This window comes from Marinimicrobium sp. ARAG 43.8 (assembly GCF_050113635.1).
GTDB lineage: Bacteria > Pseudomonadota > Gammaproteobacteria > Pseudomonadales > Cellvibrionaceae > Marinimicrobium.
The window spans coordinates 224,153-247,200 of the sequence record NZ_JBNJLT010000003.1; the positions used below are offsets into that span (position 1 = coordinate 224,153).

Below are 23,048 nucleotides of genomic sequence, written 5' to 3' on the forward strand. Positions count from 1 at the left end.
AATTGATGCCCAATAACGTATTTCTGGTCGGCCCCATGGGGGCCGGCAAGTCAACCATCGGCCGCCTTCTGGCGGCCGAGTTGAAAGTGCCCTTCTATGACAGTGATCGTGCGATTGAAGAGCGTACTGGCGCCGATATCCCCTGGATTTTCGATGTAGAAGGGGAGGCCGGGTTTCGCGATCGGGAATCCGCCGTCCTGGCGGAACTGGCCGAGGAGCCGGGAGCCGTGATCGCGACCGGCGGTGGCATTGTGTTACGCCCCGCTAATGGCGAAGTGATGAAGCAGGCTGGCCGGGTGTGTTACCTGACCGCCTCAGTGGAGCACTTGGTCGAGCGTACGGCCAAAGATAAGAAGCGCCCCCTGCTTCAGGTAGATAATCCACGTCAGAAAATCGTAGACCTGCTCAACGAGCGCGACCCTCTGTACCGTGAGCTGGCGGATTGGGTGGTCAACACGGATCGCCGGTCCCCCAAAACAGTGGCGCGGGAAATAGCAGACCGGGTGCGAGACTAAGCTGGTGGTTCGGAGGGTGTGCTAAGATGTGGCTCCCTTCGAACTCTGTGACGTTGTACCTGATATGCAAACTCTGAACGTTGATCTTGCTGATCGCAGCTACCCCATCTACATCGGTGAACGTTTACTGGATAACACCGGCTTATTGCGTCGCCACCTGCGTGCCAAGCAGGTTTATGTGGTGACCAATGAAACCCTGGCCCCACTGTATCTGCCGAAACTGATCGAGCAGCTCGATGGTCTGCAGGTCAACTCAACGGTACTGCCGGACGGCGAAGCGTTCAAAAATCTCGAAACGCTCAATCGTATTTTTGACGGCTTGTTGGAGTCTCGTCACAACCGCACGACCACGGTACTGGCTTTAGGCGGCGGCGTAGTCGGTGACATGGCGGGCTTCGCGGCGGCTTGTTACCAGCGAGGCGTCGACTTCATCCAGTTGCCCACCACTCTCCTGTCCATGGTGGACTCGTCTGTCGGCGGTAAAACCGGAGTGAACCACCGTCTCGGCAAAAACATGATTGGCGCTTTTTACCAGCCCCAGGCCGTGATCGCGGACATGAGTGTGCTGGAAACACTGCCCGACCGTGAGCTGTCGGCGGGTATTGCCGAAGTCATCAAGTACGGTTTGATCGCAGATGGGGAATTTTTCGAGTGGCTGGAGTCCAATGTGCCGGACCTGATGGCTCGCGATCCGAAGGCTCTGGCCTACGCCGTCAAACGTTCCTGTGAAAACAAGGCCAAGGTGGTGGCTCAGGACGAGCGAGAGGGCGGCCTGCGCGCGATTCTGAACCTCGGGCACACCTTTGGGCACGCCATTGAAACCGCGCAAGGTTACGGCGTCTGGCTGCATGGAGAGGCGGTGGCCGCAGGCATGGTAATGGCCGCGGACCTTTCCTGGCGCCGGGGCGCGATTTCCGAAGAAGAATTGCAGCGTATTGTGCGTTTGATTGAGCGGGCACACTTGCCCATTAAAGCGCCGGCCGACATGACGCCCGATGATTTCCTGAGCCTGATGGGAGTCGACAAAAAGGTGCTTGACGGTCGCCTGCGGCTGGTACTGCTGAGCCGCCTGGGAGAAGCGTTGATTACCAGTGAGATCGAGGATAACTTGCTGCAAGAGACATTTGCAGCGTGCCGTGGAGACGAATCGATGGCACCGCCCGGCGCCCGCTGAGCACGGCGCGCCGGTACGGGGCCAATAGCTGAGAGAATACCCTTATGCAGAGCGCGACGCCGGATGACCGGGATGCACCACTGGCGGATTACCGCCAGTATTATGGCCTGTCGGACGACCCTTTTCGGGATGATCCGGACTTCCCGTTTTTTGGCGGTGGTGGCCGTCGCGCTCTGCTGGAACAGCTTCAGCACCTGTGTCAGTTCAGCGCTAGCTTACTGGCGGTGCTTGGCAAACCGGAAGTCGGTAAAAGTCGTGTCGCGCTGGAGCTGGCCAACGGCTTTGGCGCCAGCGATGAAATTTGCCTGCTGAATGCCGAACCCGGGGCCGGAGCGGCCGACATTTTGTCGCACATGGCCCGGCATTTCGCGCTTCCAGTGGAAGATAACGCCTCGGTAGGGCGCTTGCTGGCTGCGTTGCGCCACTTTGCCCAAGTCACGGATGAAGAGGATTGCCTGGCGCTCACAATCATTGATGATGCCCATCACCTCGATGAGCAAACGCTGGGAGCCCTGATCAGTTTGCTGCAAGGCCAGGAGGCCAGCAGTCGTCGCCTGCACATTGTGCTGTTCGCCGAGCCCGATATGGTGACAAGGCTCGATCAGTTCAACATGCACGACGTGTTGATTCACGATTTTGACCTCCCCCCTTTTACCGTGGAAGAAGCGGCTGACTACCTGAATTTCCGTATGGAAATGTCGGACTACATGGGGCCGGAAGTGTTCAACGAAGCCAAGGTGGAGCCTTGGTGGCGCGAAGCCGGGGGGCGGCTCAGGACGCTGCATGAACGCGCGCGCCAGGCCCTGCTTGAATCCGTCACGCCCGATGCTCCCGAACGGGAATCCCGGGGCGGCTCGCCGCTGCCGCTGGTGCATATTGTGGTGGTGGCCGTTTTGCTCGGTGTGTTGCTAATGGTATTTCTCTACAGCGGAAGCGAGGACTCGGACGACGAAGAGGTAGCTCGTCTGACCGAAGACCGGGATACCCAGACTCTGACCTTGCCTTCCCGGAACAGTGAAGAGGCTTCCGGGACGTCTGGTGAGGCTCTGCCCCTGGCGGAGCAGGCCACCGATCCCGCTGACGACCGGGACACGCTCTCGCCTTCACCTTTGCAGTCTGATGCGGCTGAAGCTTCGGCTCCGGATACTGTGGAGGATTCGTCTCAGAATCGTACAACCCCGAACCGCGCAACCCCGGATCGCTCATCCCAGGAGAAAGCGGCTTCATCCCAGCCCGAACCCCAGGGGGAAGTTGAGTCTCAACCGGAGCCAGAACCAGAGCCGGAGCACGCCTCGGTGCCCAATATTCCCGAAGACGAGCAAGTGCTGCTCTCCTGGCGGGCGAGTGAGTACACACTGCAGCTGCTCGGCACTGGCACTCGAGCCTCCGTTGAGCGTTATGTCAGTGAACAGTCCAACCGCCAACAGCTACTCATCTTTGAGAGCCGCCGACAGGGCAAGCCGTGGTTTGTGGTGGTCACCGGTCGTTACAGCAGCACGTCACAAGCACGAGCGGCCATTAGCGGTCTGCCGGCCGGGCAGCGCGAAGGCGGCCCCTGGCCGCGCGCGGTGGGTGACATTCAGGACGAAATCGAGAGCCAGCGCGGGCTGTAAACGTTCACTATGCAGGATTCGCTGTTTTCCGACGAGTCATTGCCCCGCGCTTCGGCGGTGCGTCCTGTGCCGCCAGACCCGGCCCTGGCCTCTCTCGCCAAAAAACTGCCTGATACGCTCAGGCTCGGCACCTCATCCTGGCATTACCCTGGTTGGGCCGGTCTGGTATGGGACAAGATATATACCGAAACCCAATTGTCCCAGCACGGCCTGCCCTCCTACACCGAGCACCCGCTGTTTCGAACAGTGGGGGTGGACCGCGGTTTTTATCGCCCGCTGCCCGAGAGCGTTTGGGCCGAGTATGCGGCACAGACCCCCGCAGACTTTCGCTTCGTGATCAAGGCGCCAGCGCTGGTGGCGGATGCCATGGTGCGCGCTCCGGACGGCCAGGGGAAGGATGTTAACCCGAGGTTCCTCAGCCCCGGCGATGCGGTTGAGCAGTTCGCCGCACCGGCACTTCAGGGGCTGGGGCACAAGCTCGGTGCTCTGGTCTTTCAGCTCAGTCCGCTACCCACGGCCTGGCTGGAACACATGCCTCGCCTGATTAGCCAGCTTCACCGCATGCTCGCCGCATTGCCCGATATGAGCACACAGGCTCCAGACGCCGTAGTCGCCGTCGAGGTGCGCGACCCCCAGTGGCTGACCCCGGCCTTCGTGGCAGCGCTGCGTGATACCCGCGCCACATACTGCCTGGGCCTCCATGCCAAGATGCCCACCATCGCCGAACAGCTGCCGATTCTAAGAGCCCTGTGGCCCGGGCCGCTGGTCTGTCGCTGGAACCTGAACCCGCGCCACGGCGCCTACGGCTACGAAACCGCACGGGATCTCTACGCGCCTTTCGACAAACTCGTGGACGAAGATACAGAGACCCGGCAGACGCTGGCGAAAGTCATCGCCGGCACCGCCAGGGCGGGTTACCCCGCTTACGTCACGCTCAGCAACAAAGCCGAGGGATGCTCACCAAAGTCCGTCATCAAACTGGCCGAAGCGGTATTGGCGCAATGAAAAACGGGGCCGATTAGCCCCGTTTTTTCGACCAAAAGTGATTCGTTTGGAAGGCTTATGGCGATGTTATATCAATCGGTCCAAACGTCGATTCGCTACCTTCGTATATCAGGCTGAAAAAGAATGCTCCGCTGGCGGGTTCGGTGTCATCAGCTTTTAATTGGAGAGAAATTCTGGTGGGTTCTGTAGACGCGCCAATCGTGTCACTGCTTAGAGTGAAGGTGACGTTTTCCACCAAATCCTCATTGATTTCGATTTGTGTGCCTGCCGGCATCCCATTACCGTTTTCATCGGCAATTAACAGATTGTAAAGAGCGGTTTCTCCGAGGCTTAACTCAACAGAGGAGGGGAGGCCTGGAATGCTGTTGTAGCTGTAGGGGCTTGCCATAACCAGCATGGTACTTTTCCTAATAGTGATTGGATCCCGGCTGCAAACTCCGGCAGCATCATCTTCGGATCGACAGAGAATCCCGTTGTAAAGATTATTTCTTTCCTTGGGGTCTCTCACAATTTCGTCGTTGTCTTTAATTCCGTTAAAATTGGTGTCCAGGTATGTGGGGCCCAAATCGTCGCAGGCTTCGTCGATAGGTGCCGGGGGAATGTAAGATACCGGTACGCTGGGTGAGCAGTTGCCTTCTGTGGCAAAGAGGTCTGTGTCCGGATCGAATACCCCATTGCTATTAATGTCAATGAACGACTCATTTCCTTCTGTGGTAGCCAGTACGTACACCCTTCCTGCACGGCACTCGTTACCGTCCGGGCAGGTCACATAAGGAGTGTTTTCTTGGAGTGTCACGCCTCCCGCGCCAAGGGGTCGCTGCCCCTGGCTGGTCCAGGTGACGCTGCATGAGCTGTTTTCGGCAGTCAGACATTCCCCTTCGATAACGCCAGCGCTTGCCGTGAAATAGACTGCGGTGCCAGCCGGGATGTGGTTATTATTTTGATCCCCGAGCCTAATAGTCATCGTGGTTTCAATGCCGTCGGTTCTCCATGCTACGGGTTGGAAGTTTGTGGTAGACAGGCTTGAATGCCGCTGAGTCGGTATGGTCGTGGTTATAACGAGTTGTCGTGAAAGAGTGCTCACATTATTAGCGGTTGCCATAACATTGACTATGCCGGCACCGCTACCGGATCTGACTCTTGCAGTGACGTAGCCCTCCGCATTGCTAGTGGCTGAGTCACTCGCTAAAGAGGTACCTGCCGGAGCATTTTTGCTGAGCGCAAAAGTCACAGGAATCTCTCGCATGGGGCTGCCGTTTGCACCAACAACTCTGAAGCGAACTTCTGAACTTGTTACCTCTGCGCCCATGCCCCGAATTCCGATGGAGGTCGGTGTGGCGTCGACAAATTGAATTTGATCGAGTGTGTCTTGCGCTACATTCAGGGTGACTTCTGCGCTATTGATTTCAGCCCCCTCTTCGGTGCTGGCTTCGGCAACAACCTTGTCTTCTCCAACACAGCCGGTCGCTTGATAAGTCACTGATACGCTGCCGGTGGTGCTGAGTGCCTGATCCGAGTCCTCAGGGAGCCCGACTAAACGTGCCCCTCCCGTTGACAGACAGCTTGAGTTAAATGTAACGAAGACTGTTTGATTGACTAAGTCGCCGGAGTCGTCTACTAGAGTGAGGTAAAGATTTGTGCTGCCGCCAGCGGAGAGTGAAGCGCCTGATTGAACATCAGTGGCGATTTCTCCCGGAGTGAAGCTACTGCCACTGCCGCTCCCCATCTGGATTTGAGTATCGGTTTCCTCCCCATCTTCCTCTTCTCCGCTTGGAGTTTCTGTATCAATGGGTGGTTCAAAATTATCCAGTCGTGATTCTCCGTCGCTACCGCCGCAGGCGGCCAGGGTTAAGCTGAGGAAAAGCGCGTTGGCTCCGGTTTGCGGGCCTTCCAGCGGATTATAGGTATTTTGTGGGATTTGTGGTACGTTGTCAGCGAGGTCTGCATGAGAGCAAAAAGACCTGTTGGTTCGGGCGGTCGCCCGGCCAGTCTTGTTGATGCCCTGGATTCGGAAGCTTCGGTTTTTGTGTTTATGGGTGGAGATCCCGGCATTTGGCTGCCAATTCGCCGACAATAGCCCTATAGTTCGGTTTGTCGCCCCCCGTTTGTCTTGCCTTTAAGGTGACATGCGGGTAATATGCTGCGCCCATTTGCCCGGCCCCTTTTGAGTAGGGGCTTTTTTGTCTGGAGTGTGAGCTGTGTCACACTCCGGGTTCTATCGGTATCGAGAGAGACAGCGTATGACCACGGGCCTCTACAGGTTAGATGAGTTTAAAGACAACTGCGGTTTCGGTTTGGTTGCCCATATGAAGGGTAAGACCAGCCATCGTTTGTTGGAAACGGCCATCGAATCCCTGACCTGCATGACGCACCGCGGCGGGATTGCCGCCGATGGCAAGACGGGTGACGGATGCGGTTTGCTGCTGCAGAAGCCGGACAGCTTCCTGCGCGCTGTAGCCCAAGAAAGCTGTGGCACCGAGTTGACCGACGTGTACGGTGTCGGCTCCATCATGCTGAGCACCGATCCGGCTCAGGCGCAAAAAGCCCGCGAGGCGGTAGAAGCCGAGCTGCGTGCGCAGGAGCTGACGCCAGCCGGCTGGCGTGAAGTGCCCGTTGACAGCAGCTGCCTGGGCCCGATTGCCCTGGAGTCCCTGCCGGTTTTCAATCATCTGTTCATCAATAATGACGGTGATCTGAGCAAAGAGCAGTTCAATGCTCGCCTGTTTCTGGCCCGGCGTCAGGCGGAAATGCGCCTGGCGGAAGACAAGTCCTTTTACATCGCCAGCTTCAGCTCCAGCGTTATTTCCTATAAAGGTCTGATGATGCCGGTGGATTTGCCGCGCTTCTTTGCGGACCTGGCGGACGAGCGTCTGGAAACCGCGATCTGCGTTTTTCACCAGCGTTTTTCCACCAATACCTTGCCGCAGTGGCCGCTGGCTCAGCCGTTCCGGATGTTGGCGCACAACGGTGAAATCAACACCGTAATGGGTAACCGCAACTGGGCGCAGGCCCGGACCTCCAAGTTCAGCACCCCCTTGCTGCCCGAGTTGGAGCGCGTTGCGCCGCTGGTAAACCGCGAAGGTTCAGACTCTTCCAGTCTGGACAATATGCTGGATGTGTTGATTACCGGTGGTATGGAATTGCACCGTGCCGTCCGTATGCTGGTGCCACCGGCCTGGCAGAATGTTGAGCATATGGACCCGCAGTTGCGCGCCTTCTACGAGTACAACTCAATGCACGTGGAGCCGTGGGATGGTCCCGCTGGGCTGGTGATCACCGATGGCCGCTATGCCGTTTGTACGCTGGACCGCAACGGTTTGCGTCCTTCCCGCTGGGTGATTACTAAAGACGATGTGATCACCGTGGCCTCGGAAGTCGGTGTGTACACATATAAGCCCGAAGACGTGGTGGCCAAGGGCCGTTTGGGTCCGGGTCAGATGCTGTCGGTGGATACCGAGACTGGCAAGCTGTATCACACCAAGGATATCGATGAGCAACTGAAGTCCCGCCAGCCTTATCAGCAGTGGCTGAAGGACAAAGCGTTACGCATTGAGTCCACGCTGGAAGAAGACGTGGCAGAGAACGGCCTGAGCGAAGCCGAGCTCAAGGCGTTTATGAAAATGTACCAGGTCACCTTTGAAGAGCGGGACCAGGTGGTGCGCCCGCTGGCCGAAGGTGGTCAGGAAGCGGTGGGCTCCATGGGTGACGATACGCCGATGGCGGTACTGTCCACCAAGCAGCGCCCGCTGTACGACTATTTCCGCCAGCAGTTTGCCCAGGTAACCAACCCGGCCATTGACCCGCTGCGGGAAGCCATTGTGATGTCGCTGGAGACCTGCCTGGGGCGCGAACTGTCGGTGTATGAAGAAACCGCCGAACACGCCGACCGGGTTATTTTGCGCTCTCCAGTGCTGTCACCCGCGAAATTCCGGGCCCTGCAAGACATTTCCCGCCCCGGGTACGAGGCGGCTGTTCTGTCGCTGAACTACGATCCGGAGCAGATTGGGCTGCAGGACGCGCTGAAAAAGCTTTGTGACGAGGCGGCGCAGAGTGTCAAAAGCGGCAAGGTGTTGTTGATCCTAAGCGATAACCACCTGGAAAAAGGCCAGGTGCCGATCCATGCGCTGCTGGCGACCGGTGCCGTGCACCACTCGCTGACCCGCGCGGGTTTACGCTGTGATGCCAACCTGATTATTGAGACCGGCACTGCGCGTGATTCCCACCAGATTGCAGCCCTCATCGGTTACGGTGCTACGGCGGTGTACCCGTACCTGAGTTACTACATCCTCAACAACCTGATGGACACGGGCGAGCTGCAACTCGACACCGACAAGGCGTACAAAAACTACCGCAAGGGTGTCGACAAAGGCCTGTTAAAAATCCTCTCCAAAATGGGGATTTCCACGATCACGTCTTACCGGGGCGCCCAGTTGTTTGAAGCGGTTGGCCTGGCCGATGAGGTGGTGGATACCTGTTTTGTCGGGACGCCGTCCCGCATTCAGGGGGCGACCTTCGAGGATTTGGAAAACGATCAAAAAGCCCTGGGCAAAACCGCCTGGCTGGCGCGCAAACCTCTGGTACAGGGCGGTTTGCTGAAGTACGTACACGGGCAGGAGTATCACGCTTTTAATCCGGACGTGATCCAAACCTTGCAGCGTGCGGTTCAGACCGGTGAATACAGCCTGTGGCGCGATTACGCTACGCTGGTGAACGAGCGGCCTGTGGCAACCTTGCGTGACCTGTTGAAAGTCAAAGAAGATGGTGCCCAACCGATCGCGTTGGATGACGTTGAGCCGATTGGGGACATTATCAAGCGCTTTGATTCGGCGGGTATGTCTCTGGGGGCGCTGTCTCCCGAGGCACACGAGTGTCTGGCTGAAGCGATGAACCGTCTCGGTGGCCGCTCCAACAGCGGTGAAGGCGGTGAAGACCCGGCCCGCTATGGCACCAATCGTGTGTCCAAAATCAAACAGATTGCGTCCGGCCGTTTTGGTGTTACGCCTCACTACCTGGTAAATGCGGAAGTGCTGCAGATCAAGGTCGCGCAGGGTGCCAAGCCGGGTGAAGGCGGCCAGTTGCCGGGCGGCAAAGTCAATGAATTGATCGCGCGGTTGCGTTATTCCGTGCCGGGTGTGACGCTGATTTCTCCGCCGCCACACCATGATATTTACTCCATTGAGGACTTGGCGCAGCTGATCTTTGACCTCAAGCAAGTCAATCCGGATGCCCAGGTATCGGTCAAGCTGGTGTCTCGCCCAGGGGTTGGTACGATTGCCGCCGGTGTGGCGAAAGCGTACGCCGATCTGATTACGATTTCCGGTTACGATGGCGGCACAGCGGCCAGTCCGTTGACCTCCATTCGCTATGCGGGCTCCCCCTGGGAATTGGGGCTGTCGGAAACGCATCAGACGCTGCGGGCTAATGACCTGCGCGATAAGGTCCGGGTACAAACCGACGGCGGCCTGAAAACCGGTCTGGATGTGGTCAAGGCGGCCATGCTGGGAGCCGAGAGCTTTGGTTTTGGCACCGGCCCGATGGTGGCCATGGGCTGTAAGTACCTGCGTATCTGCCACCTGAACAACTGCGCGACCGGTGTGGCCACCCAGCGCGATGATCTGCGTCAGGACCACTACATTGGTACGGTGGACATGGCCATGAACTTCTTCAAGTTCGTTGCCGAGGAAACCCGTGAATGGCTGGCGCGCCTGGGTGTGCGCAGTCTGGCCGATCTGGTGGGCCGCGTGGATCTGCTGGAGGCCATTGAAGGAAAGACGGACAAACAGCAGCGTCTCGACCTGAGCCGGATTACCCATACGGACGACTTCCTGGAAACCAAGCCCCAGATGTGTGCGGTCAGCCGCAACGAGCCTTTCGATAAAGGCGAACTCGCTGAAGCCATGGTGAAGGAAGTGCTGCCGGCCATCGAGGGTAAAACGGGGGGCGAGTATCATTTCACCGTGACCAACTGTGATCGCTCCATCGGCGCGCGGATCAGTGGCGAAATCGCCAAGCGCCACGGCAATCAGGGCATGGCCGAAGCGCCGATTACCCTGCAATTGACCGGTGTGGCGGGTCAGAGCTTCGGTGTGTGGAACGCCGGTGGCCTGCATATGTATCTGGAAGGCGATGCCAATGATTACGTTGGCAAGGGCATGGCCGGAGGCAAGCTGGTATTGCGTCCACCGCGCAACTCCGGGTTCAAGTCTCAGGACACCAGCATTATGGGCAACACCTGCCTGTATGGCGCGACGGGCGGTAAGCTGTTCGCTGCCGGTCAGGCCGGTGAACGCTGCGGTGTGCGTAACTCCGGCGCCCACGTTGTGGTGGAAGGTGCGGGGGATCACTGCTGCGAGTACATGACCGGCGGTATGGTCGCAGTGCTGGGCCGCACGGGTGTCAACTTCGGTGCGGGTATGACCGGCGGGTTTGCCTACGTGCTGGATGAAGACAACAGCTTTGTTGATCGTTACAACCACGAGCTGGTGGATATTCATCGCGTGGATGGCGAATCCGTCGAAGCACACCGCAACCATTTACGCGGTGTGATTGCCGAGTTTACCCAGGAAACGCAGAGCGAGTGGGGACAGCACCTGCTCGATAACTTCGATGACTACGTGGGTAAATTCTGGTTGGTGAAACCCAAGGCTGCGAGCCTGTCCAGCTTGCTCAACGACATGAAAAAGCGCGGCGAGTAAGTGGAAAGTGCGCGCTTGCGCGCGCGGGAATAACAGAACGATAGCGAGCCCGCTGCCTTTGGCAAGGCGGGTTCCAACCGATTAGCTGAGGCAGTGACTATGGCCGGACGTTTAAACAACAATTTCCAGTTTATTGATGTGGGCCGCCAAGACCCGGCAAAAAAGGATATGGCGGTGCGCAAACACGAGTTCGTGGAAATCTACGAACCCTTCGATGAGAAGCAGGCAGCCAGCCAGTCTCATCGTTGCCTGGCGTGCGGCAACCCCTACTGCGAATGGAAATGTCCGGTACATAACTTTATTCCGAACTGGCTCAAGCTCATTTCCGAAGGGAATGTGTTTGAGGCGGCTGAGCTGAGCCATCAAACCAACTCACTGCCGGAAGTGTGTGGCCGCGTTTGTCCGCAGGACCGTCTGTGTGAAGGGGCTTGTACCTTGAACGACGGTTTTGGAGCGGTGACCATCGGCAACGCCGAGAAATACATTACCGATACCGCGTTTGCCATGGGCTGGAAACCGGATATGTCCAAAGTGACATGGACGGACAAGAAAGTGGCCGTCATTGGCGCTGGCCCGGCAGGTCTGGGCTGTGCGGATGTGCTCGTGCGCAATGGCGTGAAGCCGGTGGTTTTTGATCGCTATCCAGAAATTGGCGGGTTGCTGACGTTCGGCATTCCCGAGTTCAAACTGGAAAAAAGTGTTATGACCCGTCGCCGTGAAATCTTCACGGAAATGGGCATGGAGTTCCGGCTGAATACCGAGGTGGGCAAAGACATCACCATGGATGAACTGATGAATGAGTTCGATGCCGTATTCATGGGTATGGGGACTTACACCTATATGAAAGGGGGTTTCCCGGGCGAAGACCTGCCGGGTGTACACGATGCGCTGCCCTTCCTGGTGGCCAACGTGAACCGCAATCTCGGTTTCGAAAAAGACCCCAAAGACTTCGTCAGCGTGAAAGGCAAACGGGTCGTTGTACTCGGTGGTGGTGACACCGCGATGGACTGCAACCGCACCTCCATTCGCCAGGGCGCTGACCGTGTGGTCTGCGCCTATCGTCGCGATGAAGAAAACATGCCGGGCTCGCGCCGCGAAGTGGCCAACGCCAAAGAAGAGGGCGTGGAATTTCTGTTCAACCGTCAGCCAGTGGCCATTGTCGGTGAAGACAAAGTCGAAGGCGTGAAGGTGGTGACCACCAAACTGGGTGACCCCGATGAAAACGGGCGTCGTCGGCCAGAGCCAGTTCCCGGTAGTGAAGAAGTGCTGCCAGCGGACGTGGTGCTGATCGCCTTTGGCTTCCGCCCCAGCCCCGCTCCGTGGTTTGACGAGCACGGTATCAACGTCAGTGACTGGGGCGGTGTTGAAGCACCAGAGACGCAAGCGTTCAAATTTCAGACCTCCAACCCGAAAGTCTTTGCCGGTGGGGATATGGTGCGCGGCTCCGACCTGGTGGTGACCGCCATCTGGGAAGGTCGCGAAGCCGCCGAAGGCATCATGGATTATCTGGACGTGTAATCACCGGCATTTAACCGGACGCTATTATGACCGAACTGAAAAACGACCGTATTCTGCGCGCGTTGGCTCGTGAGCCCGTCGATGTCACCCCGGTATGGATGATGCGGCAGGCCGGGCGTTATCTGCCTGAATATCGGGCCAGCCGTGAACGGGCGGGTAACTTCATGGGCCTGTGCGGGAATCCGGACATGGCCTGTGAAGTGACACTCCAGCCACTCGAGCGCTATCCGCTGGATGCGGCTATTCTGTTTTCGGACATTCTTACGATCCCCGACGCGATGGGGCTTGGTCTGTATTTCGAACCGGGCGAAGGCCCGAAGTTTAAAAAGACCCTGCGCACCGAGAGTGATATCAATGCCTTGCAGGTGATTGATCCGGAGTCGGATTTGCCTTACGTGCTCAATGCGGTCAAAACCATACGGCGCGAACTGAATGGTCGCGTACCCCTGATTGGTTTTTCCGGAAGCCCATGGACGCTGGCCACCTACATGATTGAAGGCGGCTCCAGCCGGGATTTTCGACGCGCCAAACAAATGCTGTACAACCAGCCGGCATTGATGCATCAACTGCTGGATACGCTGGCGCAGTCTGTGGTGCATTATCTCAATGGTCAGATTCTTGCCGGTGCTCAAATCGTGCAGATTTTTGATACCTGGGGTGGTGCCCTGTCTCATAATGCCTATCAGGAATTTTCGCTGCGCTATCTCAAACAGATTGTGGACGGCCTGCTCCGCGAAAATGAAGGGCGCAAAGTGCCGGTGATTTTATTCACCAAAGGTGGCGGTCAGTGGCTGGAGTCCATGGCTGACACGGGCGCGGATGCGTTGGGGCTGGACTGGACCACCGATATTGGTGTGGCGCGTCAGCGAGTGGGCGACCAGGTAGCGCTGCAAGGTAATATGGACCCGACTATCCTGTACGCCAGCCCCGACAAAATTCGGGACGAAGTGTCTGAAATTCTCGGCCGCTTTGGCCATGGCAACGGCCATGTTTTTAATCTGGGCCACGGCATTACCCCGGAAGTGGACCCGGAGCATGCGGGAGCGTTCATTCGAGCGGTACACGAACTCTCAGCCGAGTATCACGCCGGCATCGACAAGCATAAGTAAGCCGGTTATTTATACGGTTTCAGCCGATTGAGCCGTTAAAACTGCATGATTTTCCGACATACGTCACAACCTCTGTCAGACTTCCCGACAGGGGGTTGACTCTCTTTTAATAACTGTTCCAATATCTCGCTGTTCGTCATACTTTTGTCCTTCCCTGCGCTGGCGTCCGTGGCTGTCTCTGGCGTCATCGCACCGTGGAGAGCGAGTCCAGTGGGCATTAAACAAGTTAAAGTCGATGTCAACGAGATTACCGTTGGCATGTTCGTCTCTGGGCTGGATCGCCCTTGGACGCAGACGCCTTTTCCACTTCAGGGCTTCTACGTTCGGGATCTTGATGAAATCAAACAACTTAAGTCGTTGTGCCGTCACGTATACATTGACTCGGTGAAGGGCAGGGCACCCGTTGCAACGGACTTGAAAACCCTGTCCAGGGAAAGTCCTCGAAGTCGGATTACCACCCGGGAAAAATCTGGCGCTGCCGCGGCGGTGAACGTCTCTCCTTTGCGCATTATGCGCAATCAGTACCCACCGGTTCAGCCATTGAAAAAAGAAATAAAAAAAGCCCGGCAGCTCCACCAGACGGTTTATCGGACCGTGGGCGAAGTGCTGGATTACCTGGGCAAAAACGAATTGCACCGTGTCCCCATGGCGGAAACCAAACGCCTGGCCGGGGATATGGTCGACAGCGTGCTGCGTAACCCGGATGCGTTTACCTGGCTGGCCCGTATGCAGCAAAAAGATGAGCACACATACAGCCACGCCATCCGGTGTTCTGTGTGGGCGATTCTGTTTGGTCGACATATTGGATTACCCAAACGTGACCTGGATGTGTTGGCGATGGGCGTCCTGCTCAAGGACGTGGGTAAGGTCCGGTTGAATCAGAGCCTGCTCGCCAATACCCGGCGAACGGAAGAGGAGGAGCGCGAGTACGAAACGTTTGTCGAGAAAGGGGTGGAAATACTGCGCAAAACGCCGGGTGTGGAACCCCGGGTGATCAGCGTGGTGAAAACGCACTGCGAACGTCTCAACGGGAGCGGCTTTCCCCTGCACCTACGTGGCGACAAGATTCCACTGCTTGGCAAAGTGGCCGGCATCGTTACCTTTTACGATAACACGACCAACCCGCGCGGCGCGCTGCAACCCATCGCGCCTTCCAAGGCGGTGAGTCGGTTGTATGAGCTGCGTAATATCCAGTTTCAGGAAGAGTTGGTCGTTGAGTTCATTCGCGCCATTGGCCTGTACCCGACGGGAACCCTGGTGGAGCTGAATTCCGGCGAGGTAGGCGTGGTGGTAGAGCAGAATTTTGAACGTCGGCTCAAACCCAAAGTGATGCTCGTGCTCGACTCAGTAAAAGCCACGCTGCCGTCGCCACGACTGGTGGATCTCGCCGAAGATGATCGACGCAAGCAGGCGTTGATCGATTCCGGGAAGAAGGCGGCCAATAAAGTGGAGAAGCTCGAAATCGCCCGGGATCTCGAGCCGGGTACCTTCAATGTCGATGTGGCGAAGGTTCGCGACAGTTACATTATGAAGAAAGAAAAAAGCGGGTTGATGTCGCTGCTAAAGCGTCTGCAATCCTAGCGGGACACCTCTCGGTGCGAGCCGAGACGCTCACCCATTTGCGTGGGTGAATTCGCGCTGAACTTTTCCTCCCAATTAACCTTGTTTTTGCCGAACAGAACAATCGCTGTGGAGCCCAGGCGGAAACGCCCCATTTCTTCACCTTTGGCCAGGTCGACTGGTGCCGTTGGGCGAAAATCCAGTGTCTGTACCTTGCGGCGAATAGGCGCGACCTCGCCTCCCCAGACGGTTTCGATACCCGCCACAATCATGGCGCCCACCAGAACGACGGCCATGGGACCGAGGTCCGTATCAAAAATAGCCACCAGACGTTCATTGCGCGCAAACAGGCGCGGTACTTCGCGAGCGGTGGCGTTATTGACCGAAAACAGGTCGCCCGGTATGGCCACGGTGGTGCGAAGACGACCGCTGTAGGGCATGTGGACCCGATGGTAGTCGCGGGGGGATAAGTAGATCGTGGCGAACTGCCCCTGCTCAAACTCATTCGCCAGAGCTTCGCTGCCGCCAAGCAGCTCACGCGTGGTGTACAGTTGGCCTTTGGCTTGAAAGATTCGTCCCTCTTCAATTTTTCCCAACTGGCTGATGGCTCCGTCGGCGGGGCAGACCACAGAGTCCGGTGCGGTATCAACGGGGCGGGCCTCCGCCTTGAGCGCCCGGGTGAAAAACTCATTGAACGAGGCATAGGCGAGGAGATCTTCCTCCAGAGCCTGGCTCATATCCACGTCATATCGTTTGGCGAACCACTGAATAAAACGGTCCTTGATCCAGGGGGTGCGCTGATTGGCCAGCCAGCCAGCGGCCCGCGATAGCGTGTGTTGGGGGGTGATATACTGGAGGGCAGCAAAGAGTTTGTCGTTCATGGTGTCTCGCGGTCGCGGATGTTGGCGGTCAGGGCGCCATGGTACCAAATTCTCATCGGGTCGCGGCATTGGCCGTGGTCTTTCAATGTTTCCCGGCCGAATCATGCCGACTCTTGCCGAGGCCCCTATGGCGTCTTCTTCCCAGTTTTCCCTGTCCTCTGTGCAACCCTCTGACTTGGAAGCGCTGGTGGCCTTGGAGAAACGTTGCTTCAAGAGTGATCGCCTCAGCCGACGGAGCTTTCGTCGCTGGCTGGATGGCGATCACTGTGTGTTTCTGGTGGCGCGAGAAGGCGAGCAGTTCGCGGGCTATATTCTGGTACTGTTCCACCGCGGGACCCGCCTGGCCCGTATGTACTCTCTGGCCGTTGATCCGGCGTACCGGGGGCGAGGCTTGGCACGCGAGTTGATCGCGGCGGCAGAAGAGGGCGCGAGGGAATCGGGGCGCTTCTACATGCGTCTGGAGGTGAGCAGCAAAAACCTCGGTGCCATTGCGTTGTACGAGACACTGGGCTATAAGCAGTTCGGCCTCTATCAGGATTACTACGAAGACCACACCGACGCGCTGCGTTACCAGAAGCGTATTCGATCGGTACCGGATACCGCTCGCCACCGTGCCACGCCGTGGCTGGCGCAAAGCACCCGCTTTACCTGTGGCCCGGCCTCGTTGATGATGGCGATGGCGGCATTGGACTCGGAATACCTGCCGTCCATCACTGAGGAACTGCGCCTGTGGCGGGAATCGACCACGATTTTCATGACCTCCGGCCACGGTGGTTGCCATCCGATGGGGCTGGCATTGGCGGCCCAGTCGCGGGGGTTCAAAACGGAAGTCTGGGTTAATCATGGCGGGGTTCTGTTTCTGGACGGCGTTCGAGATGAGAGCAAGAAGCCGGTCATGGCGTTGGTACATGAAGATTATCGCGCCGCGCTTGAGGCGCTTGATGTTCCTATTCATTACCGAGATGTGCGCCAGGATGATCTGATGGCGGCTTTTGATCAGGGCGACGTACCGCTGATACTGATCAGCACCTACCGTATGGATCGGAAAAAGGCCCCCCACTGGGTGGTCATGAGCGGGTACGATGAAGAGTGCATCTATGTGCATGACCCCGATCCGGACGGTCAGGGCCAAACCGCACTGGACTGCCAATACCTGCCCTTGGCGCGCGAGGAATTCGGACGCATGAGCAGTTTTGGGCGCAGTCGCCTGCGCACGGCCGTTATCGTCGGCAAATCGCCGTAAAACGCGATCTGGAGCCGGGTCGTGGTTCATACACCGAAATAAAGCAGCCAGTGATCATGTTGCAGTATAAAGTGAAACGCTCTGCCCGCCGCCGCACCGTGAGCCTGGAAATCCGGGATGCCAAGCTGGTGGTACGGGCGCCAGCCGGTGTGTCCGAGCGGGATCTGGCCAATCTCGTGGCTCGCAAACGTGCCTGGGTTGAGCGCAAAATCCTCGAGCAGACCGACGCATTGGCGCGTGTTCCGGAATATGTCTACGTCTCCGGCACCGTGCTCCCCTTTATGGGAACGACTCTGGAATTGAACGTGAGCCTTGCCTCGCGCGCCTCGGTCATCCGGCGCCAGGAGCGGTTACAGGTACGAGGCTCAACCCGAAGCCATAAACCATTGGAAGATCAGGCCAGGGCGCTGGTGCAGGGATGGTATCGCGATACAGCACTGACAGTGCTTTCGGCGAAAACCGAGGCATTGACGTCGGCCATGAAGCTTCGCTATCGCGACGTTCGTGTGCGGGCCACCCGCTCCAAGTGGGGGCACTGCACCGCTCGCGGAGAGATCCAGTATAACTGGCAAATTCTGCTGGCTCCCGAGCCGGTAGTAGACTATCTTGTCGCTCACGAGGTCTGCCATCTGCGTCATCACAACCACAGCCCGGCCTATTGGCAGTTAGTGGAGCAGGTGTGCCCGGATTACCGTCGGCTGCGCGATTGGCTCAAGGTGAATGGGCGCAGCCTCGTGTTGTAATTGTTTTTTATCCTACAGGGACACTGCCATGACGCCACTGAGCGACGACCCCCTCGAAAACTTTGACCGCTTTATTGTCGAAGCGCTGGAGAAAGGCTGCGTGTTCGGGCTGGAGGGGCCAGAAGGTTGGGCGCTGTGCCCCTCGGAAAAGTACGGTGAGAGCGATGTCATGCCGCTCTGGTCCGATGAAGCTCTGGCGCGGGTGCACTGCCGGGAAGAGTGGGCGGATTACCAACCGGTGGCCATCGAGCTGGAAGAACTGCTCGATGACTGGTTGCCCGGCATGCACGATGACGAGCTGTTGGTCGGTGTCAACTGGGATGACGAACTGGAAGGCGGAGAGTACGAGCCGATGGATTTGCTTGAGGAGTTCGAGCAGGAAATGGAATGACGCCCAAGGCCGACGTTTTCAGCCTTAGGGGCGGGGAAAACGGCGCATGATCTTGAGGTCCCGGCGCCGCTTCCAAGCCACCAGCCATCGGCTTCCCCATACCCATTGACCGTAGCGCGCAAGACCGTAATGATCCTGAGTGATAATGGTGGTTATCACCGGTTTGTTGGGGCGAAAGCGACGCAACCGCTCACCGGCCAGTCGGCGCGCCAGATTGGCGGAGAGCACTGGTGCCTGTCGCCACGCCAGCGTCGCCGCGGCGCTGCCTTGATGTCCCCCGGCAACGCTGGCAAGCGCGCCGGCCGCGAAAATGTCGGGGTGACCGGCCACCTGCAAATGGCGGTCGACCTGCAACAACCCGTTTTCAGTCAGGGGTAAACCCGCTTCCCGTACCCACCTGCCTGGTTTGCCCGAGACGCACCAGAGTACCTCGTCGGCGGGCAAGTGTTGGTGGTGTCGGGTCCGTACCTGAGACTCATTGACCTGCGAGACTTCAAACAGAGGGTGTACCCGAACCTCTCGCTCCTGCAGCAGTTGCGCCGCTCGCAACTGAGCGGCAAGGGGCATGTCGGGCAGCAGCTTGCCGCCAGAGTGAGCGAGGTGAACCGTTACCGGCGCTTTAATCGTGGTGTCCTGATTGAGAAAACGGCGAATGGCCAGAGCCATTTCAATGCCATCGACATTGCCACCGACCACAACCAGATCGGCCGGTGCGTTGCGAGGGCGATTCCGCAAGCGGTTCAGAGCACCTTGCCAGCGCGGTAAGAAGCGGCTGATGGAGCGCAGGCTCATGCCGTGGGTGTGTAGCCCTTCGATGTGTGTGGGTGCCTGGAGGCCTGTATTCAGGGAGAGCAGATCGAAGGCGATAACTTCACCGTTGTCCAGATGGGCCTGCTTCTGATCGGGATCGAGAGATTGCAGCCGCGCAAACGTCAACTCGGTGCCGGTGTGACGGCACAATGCACCCAGGTCAATATGGCAGTCGCGAAAACGATAGTGCCCCGCGATCAGCCCTGGCAACATGCCGGAATAAGGGACGAAGCGTTCTGGCGACAGGAGGACCACCCTGGTGTCATCGGGTAGTAAGTGGCGGGCATTCGCCAAGTAGAAAGCATGCGTCAGGCCTCCACCGGCCAGAAGCAGTGTTCGCATAACAACAGCGCTCGGGCAAAAGCCGAGAGCATAGCGGAGAGTGGCGGCAACGTCTACGCGTGAGACATTATTCCCGCGGGTTCCCGCCGCTGGCGATATCCTCTTCGACAAAACCGAACAGATAGTTGTGTAGAATATCGACCTGATGCAGATGAACGTACGCTTCGAGCTGGTCGAGCTGCGCAAAGGCCGGGCTGATGGCGGCGGTCGGGGTCAGGCGATAGTCCTGTGTGGCCAGAATGAAAGAGGTATTGGCGGTGGGCACGCCGGTACTGTGCAACAATTGCAGGACACAGAAGTCGAAATCAAGGCACAGCCGCATCAGGTTGGGATAGTTGGTTTCCTGGCGGTCGATAAACTGGATCTCCCGGCTGCCCAATAACTCGTCCGGGCTGAGCGGATGCGTAGGCATAGATTTCCTCTTTGGTGGTGCGGTAGGGCTGTTGCCGGGCCAGAGCGGGATTACACCACAGGGGTGGTGATATGCCTGTGACCGGCCTCACAAAAGCACCCGCAACCTTCCGTGATTCAGGTCAGGTTGGGTTAATCTGACGGGCCGTTTCCATTAAACAGGAGCAAACCCATTTATGACGCCTGTAACAAGTCAACCTGCTTTGAATCGTCGGGCAGACCTGCGCCCTGCCTTTGTCCACGCGGTGTTGCTGGCCTTGGCGGCCTTGCTCCTGTCCGCCTGTTCCAGCATCCCACTCGGTGTGGAGAAGCCGAATGTCAAAGTCACCGGTCTTGAGCTGTTGCCCGCCAGAGGCATGGAGCAGCGGTTGGCCGTGCATTTGGGCATTACCAATCCCAATGGACGCGATTTGTCCGTACGTGGCATCTCTTATAACATCGGCATCGAAAATATCGACGTTTTGAGTGGAGTCACCAGCCAGGTGCCTACGCTCAAAGCCTATGAAGAAACACCGGTGACCGTTGAAGTCAGTGCCAATCTGCTTTCCATCGCCCGTCTGGTGCAGCACTTCAGCCAGCGTGGCGTGACCGATCAGGTTAACTACAACTTCGACGCGAAGCTGGACTTTAGTCAGTGGCTGCCCGCTATGCGTGTGCAGGAAGAGGGTCAAATTCGCCTGCAGTACTAACGGTACGGCTGTGCTCTTGTCAGAATGGCCCCAAGCGTATCAATCGATCAGGAACTTGCATGAACGAAGTCGTAGTATCCCCGGACGCCGAAGAGCGCATCCCTCTTAAGGAATACACTGAAAAGGCGTACCTGGACTATTCCATGTACGTCATTCTCGACCGCGCCCTGCCCAATATTGGCGACGGCCTCAAACCGGTTCAGCGGCGTATTGTCTATGCGATGAGTGAGCTGGGGTTAAAAGCCACCGCCAAATACAAAAAGTCAGCTCGCACCGTCGGTGACGTGATTGGTAAATTTCATCCGCACGGCGATTCCGCCGCGTATGAATCCATGGTGCTCATGGCCCAGAGTTTCTCCTACCGTTATCCGTTGGTAGACGGGCAGGGTAACTGGGGCTCGCCGGACGATCCCAAGTCCTTCGCTGCCATGCGTTACACGGAATCCCGGTTGGCGCGGTATAGCGAGGTTTTGCTCGAAGAGTTGGGACAGGGCACTGTAGACTGGCAGCCCAACTTTGATGGCACCATGGACGAGCCGAAGGTGCTCCCGGCGCGGGTACCCAATGTGTTGCTCAACGGCACTACCGGTATCGCGGTGGGTATGGCTACCGACATCCCACCCCACAATTTGCGCGAAGTGGTCAATGCCTGCGTGCATCTTTTGGATCATCCCGGAGCGAACGTCGCGGACTTGTGTGAGTTTGTGCTCGGCCCGGATATGCCGACGGAAGCGGAGTTGATTACGCCCCGCGCCGACTTGCTCAAAATGTACGAAACCGGTCGCGGCAGTTTGCGGATGCGTGCCGTCTGGCACAAGGAAAAAGACACGGGCGATCTGATTATCACCGCGATTCCGCATCAGGTGAGCGGCTCGAAAGTGCTGGAACAGATTGCCGGCCAGATGCAGGCCAAAAAGTTACCCATGGTCACTGACCTGCGCGATGAATCCGACCACGAAAACCCTACCCGCCTGGTGATTACCCCGCGCTCGAGCCGTGTGGATACCGAGCCGTTAATGCAGCACCTGTTCGCCAGTACCGACCTGGAAAAAACCTACCGGGTCAACATGAACATGATCGGTATCGACGGACGACCCGGTGTGAAAAGCCTGCTGGATATCCTCTCCGAGTGGCTGAGTTTCCGTACCGTGACCACTCGTCGGCGTCTGCAGTTCCGCCTCGATAAGGTACAAAAGCGTTTGCATCTGTTGGAAGGGCTTTTGGTGGCTTACCTCAATATCGATGAGGTGATTCACATTATTCGCACGGAGGATGAACCCAAGCCCGTGTTGATGAAGCGCTTCGAGTTGAGTGAAGTGCAAGCCGACTACATTCTGGATACCAGGTTGCGCCAACTGGCGCGACTGGAAGAGGTGAAAATCCGTTCGGAGCAGGAGGCACTGGAAAAAGAACGTGACTCACTGGAGAAAACCCTGGGTTCCGCCACACGTCTGAAAAACCTGGTGCGTAAGGAACTGAAAGAAGTGGCCGAGACCTACGGCGATGATCGCCGCTCGCCCATCGTGGAGCGCGAAGAGGCCCAGGCCTTCAGCGAAACGGAGCTGATGGGCGTCGACCCGGTGACGGTTGTGGTGTCGGAAAAAGGCTGGATTCGCTCGGCCAAAGGACACGATATCGACCCGGCGGCGCTTAACTACAAAGCTGGCGACAAGTTTCAGTTTGCGGTGCGGGGCAAGACCAACCAGAGTGTGCTGCTTCTGGATTCCACGGGTCGGAGCTACGCCATTGCCGCGCATAACCTGCCCTCTGCTCGCGGCCAGGGCGAACCTCTTAGTGGCCGGTTGAATCCACCCAATGGCGCGACGTTCGAGGGGGCGTTGATGGGCGCTGACGAACAGCGAGTTCTGCTGGCCTCGGACGCCGGGTACGGCTTTGTGGCCAAACTGGGGGATTTGTACAGTAAAAATCGGGCGGGCAAAGCCATGCTCACCTTGCCCAAAGGGGGGCGGGTGTTGCCGCCGCAAGTGGTGGGTAACCCCGACAACACGATGTTGGCCGCCGTGAGCAATGAAGGGCGTTTGCTCGTCTTCCCGGTGTCGGAGTTGCCGGAGCTGGCACGCGGTAAGGGGAACAAGATCATGAATATTCCCTCGGCCCGGGTACAGAGTCGTGAAGAATACGTGATCGCTGTCTGTGTGATTGGTCCGGGAGAGGCGCTGACGCTGCACACCGGTAAGCGTCATTTAACCTTGAAGGCGGGGGATCTCGATCACTATCGGGGCGAGCGTGGCCGCCGTGGCAACAAGCTCCCGCGCGGTTTTCAAAAAGTGGATCGCGCAGACGTGGTGAAATAAACCGCTCCGGTCAAACGGGGCCGGGCAAGGAAAC

The 23,048-nt window shown here is 57.8% G+C and carries 17 protein-coding genes; 13 read left to right on the top strand and 4 right to left on the bottom strand.

Going from position 1 to position 23,048, the window contains the following annotated elements; translation table 11 throughout:
- Nucleotides 1-5: 5 nt before the first annotated feature.
- From aroK to ACQCLF_RS08255, 4 genes are all read left to right on the top strand, one after another.
- A complete protein-coding gene (gene aroK, locus ACQCLF_RS08240; protein ID WP_426986129.1) occupies nucleotides 6-515 on the top strand; it encodes a shikimate kinase AroK in 510 nt (169 codons plus the stop codon).
- A 64-nt stretch (nucleotides 516-579) separates the two neighbouring features.
- Entirely contained in the window at nucleotides 580-1,689 is a 1,110-nt protein-coding gene (gene aroB, locus ACQCLF_RS08245; RefSeq protein WP_426986131.1) for a 3-dehydroquinate synthase, read from the top strand.
- Between the two features lie 44 nt (nucleotides 1,690-1,733).
- Nucleotides 1,734-3,302, top strand: coding sequence for an SPOR domain-containing protein (locus ACQCLF_RS08250; RefSeq protein WP_426986133.1), 1,569 nt, complete (start codon nucleotides 1,734-1,736; stop codon nucleotides 3,300-3,302).
- 9 nt (nucleotides 3,303-3,311) lie between these two features.
- Nucleotides 3,312-4,307: a DUF72 domain-containing protein gene (locus ACQCLF_RS08255; RefSeq protein ID WP_426986135.1), complete on the top strand. Its 996-nt coding sequence runs from the start codon at nucleotides 3,312-3,314 to the stop codon at nucleotides 4,305-4,307.
- 55 nt (nucleotides 4,308-4,362) lie between these two features.
- Here ACQCLF_RS08255 and ACQCLF_RS08260 read toward each other — a convergent pair whose 3' ends face one another.
- A complete protein-coding gene (locus tag ACQCLF_RS08260) occupies nucleotides 4,363-6,381 on the bottom strand; it encodes an Ig-like domain-containing protein (RefSeq protein WP_426986137.1) in 2,019 nt (672 codons plus the stop codon).
- Between the two features lie 166 nt (nucleotides 6,382-6,547).
- Between ACQCLF_RS08260 and gltB the strand changes: the two genes are divergently transcribed.
- From gltB to ACQCLF_RS08280, 4 genes are all read left to right on the top strand, one after another.
- Complete coding sequence (gltB, locus tag ACQCLF_RS08265) at nucleotides 6,548-11,002, top strand: glutamate synthase large subunit (protein WP_426986139.1); 4,455 nt, start codon at nucleotides 6,548-6,550, stop codon at nucleotides 11,000-11,002.
- A 99-nt stretch (nucleotides 11,003-11,101) separates the two neighbouring features.
- Nucleotides 11,102-12,520: an FAD-dependent oxidoreductase gene (locus tag ACQCLF_RS08270; RefSeq protein WP_426986141.1), complete on the top strand. Its 1,419-nt coding sequence runs from the start codon at nucleotides 11,102-11,104 to the stop codon at nucleotides 12,518-12,520.
- A 26-nt stretch (nucleotides 12,521-12,546) separates the two neighbouring features.
- The gene (hemE, locus tag ACQCLF_RS08275) at nucleotides 12,547-13,629 is read left to right on the top strand and encodes a uroporphyrinogen decarboxylase (RefSeq protein WP_426986143.1); all 1,083 of its coding nucleotides are present in this window, start codon (nucleotides 12,547-12,549) and stop codon (nucleotides 13,627-13,629) included.
- A 210-nt stretch (nucleotides 13,630-13,839) separates the two neighbouring features.
- Nucleotides 13,840-15,210, top strand: a complete 1,371-nt coding sequence (locus ACQCLF_RS08280; RefSeq protein ID WP_426986145.1) for an HD-GYP domain-containing protein — start codon at nucleotides 13,840-13,842, stop codon at nucleotides 15,208-15,210.
- On the opposite strand, the gene asd is transcribed toward ACQCLF_RS08280, so the two are convergent.
- Nucleotides 15,207-16,070, bottom strand: a complete 864-nt coding sequence (asd, locus tag ACQCLF_RS08285; RefSeq protein ID WP_426986147.1) for an archaetidylserine decarboxylase — start codon at nucleotides 16,068-16,070, stop codon at nucleotides 15,207-15,209. The two genes, ACQCLF_RS08280 and asd, sit on opposite strands and share 4 nt — an antisense overlap.
- A 127-nt stretch (nucleotides 16,071-16,197) precedes the next feature.
- Between asd and ACQCLF_RS08290 the strand changes: the two genes are divergently transcribed.
- The 3 genes from ACQCLF_RS08290 to ACQCLF_RS08300 are packed head-to-tail and all read left to right on the top strand — an operon-like array spanning nucleotide 16,198 to nucleotide 18,447.
- On the top strand, nucleotides 16,198-17,313 hold the full coding sequence (locus ACQCLF_RS08290) for a peptidase C39 family protein (RefSeq protein WP_426986149.1): 1,116 nt from the start codon (nucleotides 16,198-16,200) through the stop codon (nucleotides 17,311-17,313).
- 56 nt (nucleotides 17,314-17,369) lie between these two features.
- A complete protein-coding gene (locus tag ACQCLF_RS08295) occupies nucleotides 17,370-18,056 on the top strand; it encodes a M48 family metallopeptidase (RefSeq protein ID WP_426986151.1) in 687 nt (228 codons plus the stop codon).
- A 28-nt stretch (nucleotides 18,057-18,084) separates the two neighbouring features.
- The gene (locus ACQCLF_RS08300; protein WP_426986153.1) at nucleotides 18,085-18,447 is read left to right on the top strand and encodes a DUF2750 domain-containing protein; all 363 of its coding nucleotides are present in this window, start codon (nucleotides 18,085-18,087) and stop codon (nucleotides 18,445-18,447) included.
- 24 nt (nucleotides 18,448-18,471) lie between these two features.
- Here the strand turns inward: ACQCLF_RS08300 and ACQCLF_RS08305 are convergent, their stop codons facing one another.
- Together ACQCLF_RS08305 and ACQCLF_RS08310 are read right to left on the bottom strand one after the other, a co-directional pair.
- Nucleotides 18,472-19,599, bottom strand: coding sequence for an FAD-dependent oxidoreductase (locus ACQCLF_RS08305; RefSeq protein ID WP_426986155.1), 1,128 nt, complete (start codon nucleotides 19,597-19,599; stop codon nucleotides 18,472-18,474).
- A 67-nt stretch (nucleotides 19,600-19,666) separates the two neighbouring features.
- A complete protein-coding gene (locus ACQCLF_RS08310) occupies nucleotides 19,667-20,011 on the bottom strand; it encodes a hypothetical protein (protein ID WP_426986157.1) in 345 nt (114 codons plus the stop codon).
- Between the two features lie 175 nt (nucleotides 20,012-20,186).
- Between ACQCLF_RS08310 and ACQCLF_RS08315 the strand changes: the two genes are divergently transcribed.
- Nucleotides 20,187-20,699, top strand: a complete 513-nt coding sequence (locus ACQCLF_RS08315) for an LEA type 2 family protein (protein ID WP_426986159.1) — start codon at nucleotides 20,187-20,189, stop codon at nucleotides 20,697-20,699.
- Between the two features lie 59 nt (nucleotides 20,700-20,758).
- On the top strand, nucleotides 20,759-23,014 hold the full coding sequence (gene parC / locus ACQCLF_RS08320; protein ID WP_426986161.1) for a DNA topoisomerase IV subunit A: 2,256 nt from the start codon (nucleotides 20,759-20,761) through the stop codon (nucleotides 23,012-23,014).
- The last annotated feature ends 34 nt before the right edge of the window (nucleotides 23,015-23,048 follow it).

What these genes read in the sequence shown, in the direction of transcription:
- aroK (WP_426986129.1), top strand. Translation starts at nt 6, where the DNA reads ATGCCCAATAACGTATTTCTGGTCGGCCCCATGGGGGCCGGCAAGTCA.
- aroB (WP_426986131.1), top strand. Translation starts at nt 580, where the DNA reads ATGCAAACTCTGAACGTTGATCTTGCTGATCGCAGCTACCCCATCTAC.
- ACQCLF_RS08250 (WP_426986133.1), top strand. Translation starts at nt 1,734, where the DNA reads ATGCAGAGCGCGACGCCGGATGACCGGGATGCACCACTGGCGGATTAC.
- ACQCLF_RS08255 (WP_426986135.1), top strand. Translation starts at nt 3,312, where the DNA reads ATGCAGGATTCGCTGTTTTCCGACGAGTCATTGCCCCGCGCTTCGGCG.
- gltB (WP_426986139.1), top strand. Translation starts at nt 6,548, where the DNA reads ATGACCACGGGCCTCTACAGGTTAGATGAGTTTAAAGACAACTGCGGT.
- ACQCLF_RS08270 (WP_426986141.1), top strand. Translation starts at nt 11,102, where the DNA reads ATGGCCGGACGTTTAAACAACAATTTCCAGTTTATTGATGTGGGCCGC.
- hemE (WP_426986143.1), top strand. Translation starts at nt 12,547, where the DNA reads ATGACCGAACTGAAAAACGACCGTATTCTGCGCGCGTTGGCTCGTGAG.
- asd (WP_426986147.1), bottom strand. Translation starts at nt 16,070, where the DNA reads ATGAACGACAAACTCTTTGCTGCCCTCCAGTATATCACCCCCCAACAC.
- ACQCLF_RS08290 (WP_426986149.1), top strand. Translation starts at nt 16,198, where the DNA reads ATGGCGTCTTCTTCCCAGTTTTCCCTGTCCTCTGTGCAACCCTCTGAC.
- ACQCLF_RS08295 (WP_426986151.1), top strand. Translation starts at nt 17,370, where the DNA reads ATGTTGCAGTATAAAGTGAAACGCTCTGCCCGCCGCCGCACCGTGAGC.
- ACQCLF_RS08300 (WP_426986153.1), top strand. Translation starts at nt 18,085, where the DNA reads ATGACGCCACTGAGCGACGACCCCCTCGAAAACTTTGACCGCTTTATT.
- ACQCLF_RS08305 (WP_426986155.1), bottom strand. Translation starts at nt 19,599, where the DNA reads ATGCGAACACTGCTTCTGGCCGGTGGAGGCCTGACGCATGCTTTCTAC.
- ACQCLF_RS08310 (WP_426986157.1), bottom strand. Translation starts at nt 20,011, where the DNA reads ATGCCTACGCATCCGCTCAGCCCGGACGAGTTATTGGGCAGCCGGGAG.
- ACQCLF_RS08315 (WP_426986159.1), top strand. Translation starts at nt 20,187, where the DNA reads ATGACGCCTGTAACAAGTCAACCTGCTTTGAATCGTCGGGCAGACCTG.
- parC (WP_426986161.1), top strand. Translation starts at nt 20,759, where the DNA reads ATGAACGAAGTCGTAGTATCCCCGGACGCCGAAGAGCGCATCCCTCTT.